A 12,037-nucleotide genomic window follows, 5' to 3' on the forward strand; every position below is an offset into this window, starting at 1 on the left:
TTCCCCTCCAATTCGTGTAGATGAATACTAAAGTCCTATAGTTTCTTTTTCTCAATGCCACCATGGACTTGTTTCATTTCTTCTTCGCTAAGTGGTTTTGCACTGTTTGCAAGTTCACCTGGCTTTAAAACCTTCACCAACTCTACCTCAAAAATAACTGTTGAACCAGCAGGAATCTCTTGCATATCTGCATTACCGTATGCTAATTCACTTGGAATGACCAATTTGTATTTTGATCCCTCAGGCATTAGCATTAAACCTTCTTGCAAGCCATCGACAATATTAATCATCGAAAGATGGGATGGTGTTTTGCGCTCATAGGTGTCATCAAAAACTTTACCATCTACTAAATAGGCTTTATAGTTCATCATAACAATGCTCTCTTTTTGCGGTTTTGGACCAGCACCAAGAGTGAGCACTTCGTATTGCAATCCTGATTTCGTTGTAGTTACTTTTTTATTCTTGGCATTGTTTGCCATATATTTTTTGCCATCCGCGATATTTTTATCGAGGGCTTGTTTGAATTGTTCTTGACTGATTTTATTTAACACTTCTGCACGATTATTCAAATGCGTTATAATCTCTTCATCTTTAAGCTTTTGTTGTTTTTTCAAGGCATCAATAAATCCATCAATCACCGCTTCAATATCAGATTTTGCACCCATTTCAGACTGTTCAAAAAGTTGATTTGAGATATAGCTTCCTGTGGATACACCAATACTGTATGACTCTTTTTGTACTTGTGTTTTTAGCTCACCAGCAAGCGCCCCAGAAACCAAACAAATAAATACAAATAATCCTGTTGTGAGTTGTTTACGCATCATCTTAATACCTTTACTTTTGAAATAAATGGGCTATGAAATTCATAGCCCACTTGAAATTGCACTCAGTGCAACACCTATTTTAAATTTTTGTTCACGATTCTTTGCGCTTCATTAATATACTCAATCGCAGCATCTAGTCTTTGTTTGGTATATTTGAATCCATGCATACCCCATGAACCATCTTTTTCGACAAGATCAACAGTTTGTTGCGCTTTTTCGATTAACTCATACACTCTGGTTTTATCTGAAGGCGATAGCTTTTTAACTTCAAGTAAAGAGTAAAGTCCTTGGATACCTACTTTAACCTGTGTGAATTTATCTTTCACAGGAGTTTGCCATCCCATAACCTCATCATATGCTTGTTTCTGATCTTTAAAGTGTAGTGTCTCTTTAAGCTCAGATACAACTGGACTATGACAGCCTTTTGCTTCTACTTGCTCTTTATCTGCCCATGTTGTACGTGCACATGCCCACATAAGATCTAAGAAGTTACGTCCCTCATCATTACGCTCAAAATGCCAATCTTTAGCATCTCTTGGACCTGTTGCATTTGAACCTGGTACCAAAGATTTACGTTTAGGATCAACATCGATTTTCCAGATGTGTGAACGTCTTTGTGTATCCATACCCGCTTGGTCTTGGAATTGAACGGCATACCAGTTTTCACAGCTCATCATAAATGGCATGTGGCAGGTTTGACATGAATTTTTACTATGTGTATCTGCTTTAGACTGGATATACGCTTGTTCTTTATGACAATCTTTACACTCTTTTTTGAGTTTTGGTTTTGTATAAAGTGAGCTTAAGTAACCTTGGTTCGCATTGTAATTGGTACCTTTAAGGTCTTTTTCGCCCGTTACAGGACCTGTTACGTCGTGTGGATCATGGCAGGTTGCACAACGCATACCTTTTTCATAGTGCGCTGTAAAGTAGGTTTGAGAACCTTCACTACCACATCCTGGTCCCATTGATTTAAACTTAGAGCTCAAAGCAAGATCTGGTTTACCTACGTTTGCAGGATTTTTCGCAAGATCTGGGCTATAGTTAAATCGTTGGTGACAGCGTTCACAATTAGAAGTGAGTAACCCGGAGCCTCCTTCTAAGTGACCACCCGCGCCATGACACTCTTCACAAGAAACACCTTTAGAGATAGTGTGCTTTTGAAGCTCTTTTGGATTACCAAGGGCAGAGTAGAACTCGTTTTGGTTTTTAAAATCAAACTTCCAAGGGTGACATACTTCACAGTAAGAAGAACCCGCTTGGAAATCCATTGATTTTTTGTATTTAGCTGCATAAGAAGCCAAACCTCTTACATAACCACCATTATCACCATAGTCTGCTAATGTTACAGGAAAATCAGGAATCCATTTCTTGATTTTTTTCGCAACCTCAGGCGTTAGATTAAGTGCCCATGTTCTTTGCCATTGGTTTGCACCCGCAGTAATTTGACCTGTACCATTTTTAAGAAGACCACCTTCAACATGGTATGTTCCACGTAGCAACCACGCATCCAAAAAGCCTAATTTTGTTCTAACGTGACCTATAGTACAATAGATAACATCAGGGGTAATTCCTTTAGGTAGAATTGACGCTGTATCTTTATCAAAAACTGGATCAGTCAAGTTATTGTTAAATTCAGGGTGTTCACCTGGGAATCTGATTGTTGTTGAGTGTCGCGATCTGCCCCAAGTCTCATATTGTGCAGGGTGACACTCACCGCATTTCTCTGGTCCAATGAATTTGTTTGGAAACGCAAGTGTTGAAGTTCTTGCAACCCTATACATCATTGAACTTACACCTTCGCCGCCACTTCGTTTACTTGCTTTAGAGAAGTCTTTACCGTGACCCTCAGCTATAAACTCTTTACCGCGATCTGCAACATGCATTTCTCCAACCGTTTTACCACCGTACTTGGTAAAAATCGGATGGTTTTTAAAGAGCCAATCATACATAACTTGCTCTTCGACAATATAGTCTTGCAAAGAAGTAACGCCTCTGCTCTCCTTAGTACCCTTAGGATTAGCAATGATCGCCTTTGCATCTTTACTCATTTGCATTCCCTCCATACCTTCAGCATTTAAGCCTACAGTAAAGAGATTAACACATGTGAGTAAACCAAGTAACACTTTGTCCCAATTTTTCATGTATCCTCCTTTGAAAAATTGAATCTCAAATCATCTACTGTTTTTTCATGGGCATAAAAAAACATCAATCATTTTAAGATCAACCAGCACGAATGCCTCATTGGAAATACTATCAGGAAAAAAGGGGGGAAAAGGGGGAAGTATTAAATTAGTGTTAAATATAAAAACTAAAAAATAATTGTAAAAATAACTCCATCATTATGGTTTTCAACACGCAGTGTTGCACTGTTTTTCTCAACAATCATTTTACTCATATAAAGTCCTAGTCCACTGCTAGACTCTTTGGTTGTAAAATAAGGGTCAAAAATTTTCTCAATAATTGCATCATCAATATGCCCTGCATTGTTTTGCAACGTAATGACAGGAACACCATTGTGTAAAAAAGCGGTAATTTCAATCTTACGTTCTTTGATATTTTGTGCTAAGAATGCCTCTTTGGCATTGTTCATAATGTTAATAAGCACTTGCACGATCTCATTGGCATAGCCTAAACGCGTAAAGTTATTTTGTATATCTATGCGTACATCAATGGCATATTTTTCTAAAGAGGCACTGAGTAGCTTTTGAGCCCTAAAAATAACCTCTTGTGCACTAAACTCTTTGGCAGAGGTACTTGGCATAAAGAAGTTTTTAAAATCATCAATCGTGCTTGACATAAAAGAGAGTTGTTCATTGGCCTCTTTGATCTTTTGTGTCAACTTCTCTTTGGTGAGTTTATCTTTGTCGCTATGAAGCTCAAGATTGATCAAGATAGCCCCTACTTGAGCAAGAGGCTGCCTCCACTGATGTGAAATATTGCCTATCATCTCGCCCATCGAAGCAAGACGGTTTTGACTCATCATCAGCATATTGGTTTTTTCTTTCAGGCGTTGGTCGTTTCTGTACAATTTATAGATAAACAAGATAAAAATAACAAAGACAATAAACATAACCGCTCCACCCACCACAAACTCTTTCACGTGATAGGTTAAGATGCTGTAGACGGGAATTTTAAACGTAATCATTGCAATAACATCGCCTACTTTGCTCTGAAAATCAGGAATTGTATGATACTGCTCTACCATACGCTTTGGCGCACTATTGGTCGTATGACATTGTAAACACGATGGATGCGAATTCTGAATAGGCAAGCCTACAAAAAAGTAAGGTTTGTTATTTTCTTGAATGATGCGTGAGTATTCTTTATATTTTCCCTCTTTGAAATCATCCAAAATTTCATTTTCGAAATTATTGCCCTCATGCTCAGCGTTAAGAGGATTAGTGGCAATCAGTTTATAATCATAGTTGATATTCTTTTTAGCACGCTGAATATTGTAAATCTCACGTGTAATATAAGATGAAGAGAGCAATCTTGGATCAAAAAAATCCTCTGCTAGCATCTTTTTTTCTTTGAGCTCTTCAATTAAAGGACGTTGTACGACTGAGACATAATCACGAATTGCATTCATCGTATCTAAAATAAAAATAGCCTCTTGCCTCGCATCTTTCATCGCAAGTTCACGGTAAAAATTAAAGAAGAGTAATGTAATGACCGCATAAAGAACAACAAAAAGGGCTACGATGATTTTGAAGCTATATTTCATAAAGATATCCAACACCGTAAAGATTTCGTATAAAGTTGTTATCAATCTTTTTGCGTAGTTCTTTGACGATGGATTTTAATGCCTCTTTACTTGGTTGTTCAAATTCCCACATATAATCAAAAAGCTGCTCATACGTTACTGTTTGATTTGGGCGTTTGAGGAAATACTCTAAAAGCCTGCTCTCACTCTTAGAGAGATGGATCAAATCTCCATCAAGGTTGCAAATCGTTTTTTTACAAAAATCATATTTGCAAACAGGAGTTACCTGAAACATTGGGCTATGCCCACTAAGCTCTTTTGCTACATCTTCTAAGGCTTTAATAAGCGCATTTTTATCATAAGGTTTTGCTAGATAACGTGTAATTTTAAGCTCTACGGCACGCCATAAATACTCTTGCTCTGTATGTGCAGAGAGGATGATAATAGGTACTTTTTTATCAAACTCTCGGATTTTCTTTACGACTTCAAGTCCATCCATGTGAGGAATAGAGATGTCAAGCATGATGACATCATACAAATTGCTTTTGGCTTCATCAAGTGCTTCAATGCCATCTTTAACACCTACAACTTTGCCAAAAAAAAGCTCCAAAGACTCCATAATGTTGTTTAAGATACACGCTTCATCTTCAACACAAAGGACTTTTTTATTGGAAAGGACATCTAAAAGATTGCATTCATTCATATTTAATTAGCCTATTTTCACGATTTAAAGACATTGCTTGTCATTATATACTCATGACAAACTCGTTTGGTGGTATGGTAACCAAGCAAAGCTTAGAAAATATATTGCATTCTAAAAATGTGGTGTTATCGCATTATCTTGTTTCTCTACTCCACTTCGAATGATGTCAACTCCATACTTATCACGTAATTTTGTGAGTTTTTCAGACAAGCGTTTTGATTTTTCATCATCATTTGCATGCAAAAGCGAAAAGGTTTTGGTTTGAGTCGGTGTGACAAAGTTTGAGACAGCAAGACTAAGAAAGTGGATGCCATAATGCGGATGAGAATCAAGTGTTTTAAAACTCTGCACAACCCATTCTCTGTACATACTTTCACTAAAAGAGCGATCGATCGTTTGTGAAATTTTAGATGCTATACCATTTTCGTATTTGATACCAAAATAATAGGTCGTAGGATGCAGATCTAGTTTTGCAATGGTATAGGAAAGATGGCGTGAAAGGATAATAGCACGGCGCAAGACTTCATTGCGATTTTGTACCACTTGAAAATTGCGTGAAATGCCGATAGATCGGCGATCTCGTTTCGCAACGACGGGTTCGTTATCTACTCCGCTGATACGCAAGAGTAGATCTTTACCTATAGTTCCCCATCCAGAGACAAGTTTTTGATGTTCTAACACTTCACCCAAAGTTTCTATGCCATAACTGGTGAACTTTTTTTGCAACACTTTTCCAATGCCTGGAAAACTTGCCACAGGCATATCTGCAATAAATGAACTCACCTCATTTTTTGGTACAAGTGTCAACCCATAAGGCTTGCGAAAATCCGTTGCAAGCTTTGCTATCCATTTGGAACTTGATGCTCCAATGGAAATAGGCAAATCAAACGTTTCTAAAATCTCTTTTTGCAATGAAGCCATAAATGCATACGTCTCTTCTTCTTTAACCCACCCTTTTAAATCACCCCAAAACTCATCGATGCTGTACTGCTCTAAAATAGGAATTTTCGTCTGCAAAAACGCTTTTAGTTTTGTTGAGAGGAGTTGGTAAAAAAGATGATCACTAGGTACAATAAGCAACTTAGGGCACATAGCAAGTGCATCACGAAGCGATGTTCCTGTTTTAATGCCATACTTTTTCGCCTCATAACTCTTCGCAATAACAATACCATGAATTCTGCCTCGTTCATCTAAAAACTCTTTTTTCCATGCGTCTTTATCAAATCCTTTGAATGCTTTTTTGTGTTGTATCAGCCCATTAAAACCGCCTACGGACTCTGTCATCATGCTTTCGCTGTCATGCGTACTAAAGATTTTGGTGTCGCTGCTTTTGCACACAACGACAGGTCTGCCCTTAAGCTCTGGCATTCGTGTGCGCTCCGCGGAGACAAAAAAACAGTCCAAATCCAGATGAATAATCATTTACAGCCTCTTAATCGTAACGTTAACATGTAGTATAGAATAATTTTTTTCAAAGATTTTAAACTATTTCACCCTGAAATATTCCCATTGTTTTTTTATTTACTTTAGGTTAACGACGCATTTAAACTATTACTTTATACTTTCACTACCAAGACAATTACCTCCTTTTTGTGTACAACCCAATCATTTTAAAAGATGCACTCAGATTGCCCGGTCTGAGTGCAAATCTTTGCTCTCTTCCCTTTCACATTTCATCGTTTTGTAATCAAAAAAATCTCTCTTTTATGTAGAATACACTTTTAAATCAACACAAACGGCACACATGGAAGCATTTTTTATAGAAAGCATTAAAGAATATGGCTATATCATCCTCTTTTTCTGGAGTATTTTAGAAGGTGAGAGCGGTTTAGTCATGGCAGGTCTTTTAAGCCATACTGGCGATATGAATCTTTTTCTTGCTATTTTTATAGCGGGACTGGGTGGTTTTGCAGGAGATCAACTCTATTTTTACATTGGAAGATTCAACAAAAGCTATGTACATCGTAAACTCAAACAACAAAAACGCAAACTGGCACTTGCGCATTTGCTGCTTAAAAAACATGGTTGGCCCATCATCTTTCTTCAACGCTACTTATATGGACTTCGTACGATTATTCCTATTGCCATTGGCCTTACAGGGTATAGTGCAAAAAAATATGCACTCATCAACCTTATCGCGGCATGGTGTTGGAGCAGTGTGATTATACTGCCTGTATGGTATTTTGGAAACGAAATTCTAAGCGTTATCACATATGGGCGAGAACATTGGTACTTTGCATTACCTCTTGTCGCAATACTCATAAGCATAGTCTATTATTATATCAATAGCATAGATACGAAAACCTTGAAAAACAAAGCACATCAAAATTAGCATTTTTTTTGATAAAATACGCGCGATTTATAAGGGTCTGTGTAAAATAGCACCCAAAAGTGATGTTTTGATTAAAAGGAGGAAGCAATGGAAAGTAATGCTATTGAAGAGCATTTGAAACAAGTTGAAGAAGCGATGGAAGAGGTCAAACATAAAGAAAAAGAGATGGAAGGTTGGCTTTCGTATATTTCTCTTAGTACTGCCATTATTGCGATTTTAACAGCGCTTGTTGGTTTGTATGAATCTCAAATTACATCTAAAACCATTCTTACAAAAAACGAAGCTGTACTTTACCAAAGTCAAGCATCTGACCAGTGGAATTTTTACCAAGCGAAAAGTGTTAAATCACATATTTACGCTGTCAATGCTGAGCTTTTCCCTGAGAAAGCTGAAGAATTTAAGAAAAAAGTTGCTGTTTACAAAAAAGAGCAAGAAGAGATCAAAGCTGAAGCTGAGCGTATTGAAGCACTAAAAGAAGCGCGTAATGCGGCAAGTGATCACTACTACCATATTCACCACATTCTTAGCTTTGCGATTACGTTTTTGCAAATTTCAATTGCATTAGCTTCTATTTCAGCACTCACTCGCAATAAGAAATTTTGGTTAGGCTCTTTAGTACTTAGTGCTATTGGTGCAGCGATTGCCGGATATTGTCTTGTTAGTTAAACATATGTTCCGTTCACTTCTTTTTCTCTTTATCTTTCTGTGCCATTCTGCCCTTATTGGGGCGGAGCACTATGGAGCCATTGAGATAGGAGGAAAAGGAGTGAAGGCATATGTCATTGATATAGACGCAAACCTTACAAAAATGACCTATCGAAACGGTCTTAACACCTCTCCACAAAGCGGTATATCTGAGCATCATCTCATGAATTCATCCATGATAAAACAAGTCACTTCAGACATTGTTGTACTCAAGAACGTTCTTTTAAACGAACAAAACGTCTTGGAAGATCATCTGTTTATTATCGCAAGTAGCGCTATCAATAAAATCAAAAACAGACCAGAACTTGAAACAAGCATCAAAAATAGTACCCGTTTAACACTCCATTTTATCGATGAATCCGAAGAGAGTCGTTTCGCTTTTTACGGTTCTGTTCCCAAAGATCAATGGAATAAAGCATCCATGATCGATATTGGTGGGGGCAATACAAAAGTAGCTTGGATGGGTTCAAACCATACGATAGATTTTTTTGAAGTACCACTTGGCACTGTTTCAACAACACAAAATGCTCATGCGCTTGATACAAATGCCTCTTTTGAGCAAAAATGCTTACGAATCATCAACAAAGAGCTCTCTTCAATAAAGTCTTTTGAAAACAAAGAGACACTTTTCGCGAGTGGCGGTATCTTTTGGGCAACAGCTTATTTGAAAACAAACGGTCATTTAGACTCGTTTGTACCATTAGAAAAAGCCGATTTTGAACATCTCATTGCCCTCTTCTCACAAGAACAGAGAAAAGAGTGTACTGAAGCAACAGCACAGTGCTATTTGCTAGGCTATTATGGTGCTAAAAATTTAGTTGCGGGTGGATTATTGGCAAAAGAGACCATAGAGGCTATGAAATTTTTTAACCAGAAAGTCTATTTTGTCAAAGATGGAGCGTGGGTTATTGGGTGGTTGTTAACAAACACCAAGTAACGTCATACTACTTTTTTTAAAAAAGCACTTCCGCATTTTGGGCAATTCCCATCCCACTCTAAGAGATGGCTTCCATGGCATTTGTAGCATGAAGCTTTTTGCAAAATTTTAGAAGGATTATGTTTACGTCCCTTTGATACAAAATGTTTCGCATTTAACCATAAAACTTTCAATGCTTGAAGAAAAAATCTTTTGGGGTGAGGTTTTTCTTGGAGTTGATGGCATTCCAGACACACCATCCATTTTCGTTGTAAACTGATGTGACGATAGGTTCGAGCGAGCGTGATATGCTCTGTTTCATAACTACAAAGAGGGCACAACAGATAATATTTTGCTTCCATAAAGTCTCCTTTACAAGCCATCCCTGCTTCTAAAAAGTAGTGTAGCACAAAAATGTTAAAGCATTTTAAATTCCACAATTTTAAAAAATTTGCCGATATAGGTATAGCTCTTTATAAGGAGTAAAATATGGACGCACTAAGCAGTAGCATCCCTTCAAGCACAGAAATCTATGCAATGAAGCAGGCTATGAAGGTTCAAGAACAGATGGTTTCAAAGATATTGGAATCTCTGCCTCAACCAACAGATACTGCATCAACGCAAGTCTCTGGGCTGGCATCAGAGGGCATTGGGTCAAACCTTGATCTCAAGGCGTAATCCAACTCAGAGATAACCCAACATGGGTTATCTCATCTTATGTGTATGTTAATGGCTTTTCACCAAGAGGCATAATCTCAGCAATGATAGAACTATACCCTAACCCTTCATCTTTAAGATGCTGAAGCAGTTTTAGCGCGTCTTTTTGCGATACGGCTATCAAAAGTCCTCCAGACGTTTGGGCATCATACAAAATAATCTCATCTTTATGCGGCACTTTCGCTTCCACTTTGGAACTTAAATAACTTTTGTTATTGTACGCACCTGCTGGAATGATGCCCATATCTGCCAATGCTCTGGCTTTTTCTAAAATTGGAATGTTTTTCATCTCAAACGCAATGCTGACACGATTGAAACTCATCTCATAGGCATGTCCAAAAAGACCAAAGCCCGTTACATCTGTACAAGCGCTTACATCGTATGTTCGCATGATGTGTGAAGCTTTATGATTCAGTGTTGCCAAGATGGCAGCCACTTTCTCAACCACATTAGCCTCTAGCATATCCGCTTTAATCGCTGTTGTAAGTATGCCCATTCCAAGCGGTTTGGTAAGAATAAGTACATCACCAACACGCGGTGTATTGTTGCGATAAATCTTCTTTGGATGGACAAAGCCTGTGACACTCATGCCATACGTCATTTCAGGTGCTTCGATGGTATGCCCACCAATAATCACTCCTCCACATTCACGTACTTTACTTTCACCACCAGCGAGAATTTCTTTAAGAACAGAGCGAGGCTGATGACACCCATCAAATCCTACAATGTTCATCGCCGTGGCCACTTCGCCACCCATAGCAAAAACATCGCTTAAGGAGTTGGCTGCTGCAATTTGTCCGTACACAAATGGGTCATCCACCACAGGGGTAATAATATCTACCGTTTGTACGAGTGCACGCTCCTCATCTAAGTAATAGACACTGGCATCGTCACTTTCATCCATTCCTACCAAAACGTTTTCATGCGTGCAGTTAAGACCGCCTATGGCTTCTGTGAGGTCTCCCGGACCCAGCTTGGCAGCACAACCAGCAGCTTTGACGTATTTGGTCAATTTTGCTTCGTTGTTCATTTAGTACCTTAAGTTCAAGGCTTCTTGAACATGAAATGATCAAGAAGCCATACGAGCCTTCCGCTGAGGAAAACCCAGTGTTAACGTAGCTTAAAAAGCTTTGCTTTCAAAGCGTATTCAATAACGCTCTAAGAGAACGTTATTATAATGATATTGTGCCTTCTCCACCAAATAACATCTCAATCGTTCCAAAAGCATTACCGATTTTGCCTACTTTGAGTTTATCCGTTACGCCGTAGAATTCTAAACAAACACCACACGAGTAAATCTCTACACCTTTTGCTTCCAGTGCTTTAAGGACTTCAATAATAGGCGCACTCTCTTCTGCTGTCGTTAAAAGAACTGCTTGATTCACACACACAATACGCTTTGGCAATTTTGGAAGTTCCATAGTTGATTTTAAAAATCCGACAATCAGTTTTGCTCCAAGTTCACCCTCGCCTACTTTGTCGCTTTTGAGAAATAAGGTTTTATCTAAAAATTGTTCATCGCTCTCTTTTGCCACTACTGTGCATGCGAAACCTTTCACGATGGCAATAAGGCTTTTGCCTTCACCTGCATCCTCAACTCGTACTTCAAAGCCACCATTTTGAGCAAAACGGATGACATTCTCTTTTGAAGCAATATTATCAACCACTACTTCTAAAACAGAGTCATTTGGGAGTGTTTCTAATGCTTTTTTCGTTTGTAATACAGGTTCTGGACATGCCAAACCACTGCAATCTAATTTCATGATTTTCCTTTTGTGAGTAATTCAGTTAGTCTAAACCTTAGACCTAATAAAAAGAGGGAAGAGAAGCTAAAAATGCCTCTCTTATTTTGCGTTCATGATTTTTTCAACCCATGCACTCGCTTTTTCAACACTTTCAAATTTGTGGCTTTTAGCTACTTGATTTTGTCCCTCATAAAAACGTACACGAATACCATCTTGTACCTCATCGATCTTGATACGAGTGATACGATCTGCATTCAAATAGACTCTATCGTTAAGTTTAACAAACATGTGTTGCTCCTTTATCTTTTAATGTTTTATTCTAGCACGATTTGGGTAAATAATGAATTTAGAAAATCGTTTTTGTGTTATACTATAAATCCTAATATTGT

General features: G+C 38.1%; 13 protein-coding genes. 4 read left to right on the plus strand and 9 right to left on the minus strand.

Annotation, left to right across the window (positions count from 1 at the left end; genetic code table 11):
- Positions 1-35 precede the first annotated feature (35 nt).
- From UCH001_RS11455 to UCH001_RS11475, 5 genes are all read right to left on the minus strand, one after another.
- Complete coding sequence (locus UCH001_RS11455; RefSeq protein ID WP_067178531.1) at positions 36-821, minus strand: FKBP-type peptidyl-prolyl cis-trans isomerase; 786 nt, start codon at positions 819-821, stop codon at positions 36-38.
- Between the two features lie 77 nt (positions 822-898).
- Entirely contained in the window at positions 899-2,968 is a 2,070-nt protein-coding gene (locus UCH001_RS11460; RefSeq protein WP_067177950.1) for a cytochrome C, read from the minus strand.
- Positions 2,969-3,135: 167 nt separating this feature from the next.
- Positions 3,136-4,551: a DUF3365 domain-containing protein gene (locus tag UCH001_RS11465; RefSeq protein WP_067177951.1), complete on the minus strand. Its 1,416-nt coding sequence runs from the start codon at positions 4,549-4,551 to the stop codon at positions 3,136-3,138.
- Positions 4,541-5,233, minus strand: coding sequence for a response regulator transcription factor (locus tag UCH001_RS11470; RefSeq protein ID WP_067177953.1), 693 nt, complete (start codon positions 5,231-5,233; stop codon positions 4,541-4,543). Before UCH001_RS11470 ends, UCH001_RS11465 begins: the two co-directional genes overlap by 11 nt.
- Before the next feature lie 111 nt (positions 5,234-5,344).
- A complete protein-coding gene (locus tag UCH001_RS11475) occupies positions 5,345-6,655 on the minus strand; it encodes a DNA polymerase IV (RefSeq protein WP_067177955.1) in 1,311 nt (436 codons plus the stop codon).
- Positions 6,656-6,977: 322 nt separating this feature from the next.
- Here UCH001_RS11475 and UCH001_RS11480 point away from each other — a divergent pair, with 322 nt between their 5' ends.
- From UCH001_RS11480 to UCH001_RS11490, 3 genes are all read left to right on the plus strand, one after another.
- On the plus strand, positions 6,978-7,565 hold the full coding sequence (locus UCH001_RS11480) for a DedA family protein (protein ID WP_067177957.1): 588 nt from the start codon (positions 6,978-6,980) through the stop codon (positions 7,563-7,565).
- Between the two features lie 87 nt (positions 7,566-7,652).
- On the plus strand, positions 7,653-8,231 hold the full coding sequence (locus tag UCH001_RS11485) for a DUF4337 domain-containing protein (protein WP_067177959.1): 579 nt from the start codon (positions 7,653-7,655) through the stop codon (positions 8,229-8,231).
- Positions 8,221-9,207, plus strand: coding sequence for a hypothetical protein (locus UCH001_RS11490; protein ID WP_067177961.1), 987 nt, complete (start codon positions 8,221-8,223; stop codon positions 9,205-9,207). The genes UCH001_RS11485 and UCH001_RS11490 overlap by 11 nt, the downstream gene beginning before the upstream one ends.
- A gap of 2 nt (positions 9,208-9,209) precedes the next feature.
- Here the strand turns inward: UCH001_RS11490 and UCH001_RS11495 are convergent, their stop codons facing one another.
- Positions 9,210-9,548, minus strand: coding sequence for a hypothetical protein (locus UCH001_RS11495; protein WP_067177962.1), 339 nt, complete (start codon positions 9,546-9,548; stop codon positions 9,210-9,212).
- Positions 9,549-9,675: 127 nt separating this feature from the next.
- On the opposite strand from UCH001_RS11495, the gene UCH001_RS11500 reads away from it, so the two are divergent.
- Positions 9,676-9,864: a hypothetical protein gene (locus UCH001_RS11500; RefSeq protein ID WP_067177963.1), complete on the plus strand. Its 189-nt coding sequence runs from the start codon at positions 9,676-9,678 to the stop codon at positions 9,862-9,864.
- 37 nt (positions 9,865-9,901) lie between these two features.
- Here UCH001_RS11500 and selD read toward each other — a convergent pair whose 3' ends face one another.
- The 3 genes from selD to UCH001_RS11515 all read right to left on the minus strand — a co-directional run bounded on the left by selD (position 9,902) and on the right by UCH001_RS11515 (position 11,936).
- Positions 9,902-10,933, minus strand: a complete 1,032-nt coding sequence (selD, locus tag UCH001_RS11505) for a selenide, water dikinase SelD (RefSeq protein ID WP_067177964.1) — start codon at positions 10,931-10,933, stop codon at positions 9,902-9,904.
- 142 nt (positions 10,934-11,075) lie between these two features.
- Positions 11,076-11,666, minus strand: coding sequence for a sulfurtransferase-like selenium metabolism protein YedF (yedF, locus tag UCH001_RS11510; protein WP_067177966.1), 591 nt, complete (start codon positions 11,664-11,666; stop codon positions 11,076-11,078).
- Positions 11,667-11,747: 81 nt separating this feature from the next.
- The gene (locus UCH001_RS11515) at positions 11,748-11,936 is read right to left on the minus strand and encodes a sodium-dependent tyrosine transporter (protein ID WP_067177968.1); all 189 of its coding nucleotides are present in this window, start codon (positions 11,934-11,936) and stop codon (positions 11,748-11,750) included.
- Positions 11,937-12,037: the final 101 nt, after the last annotated feature.

The sequence above is a fragment of the Sulfurospirillum sp. UCH001 genome, assembly GCF_001548035.1.
GTDB lineage: Bacteria > Campylobacterota > Campylobacteria > Campylobacterales > Sulfurospirillaceae > Sulfurospirillum.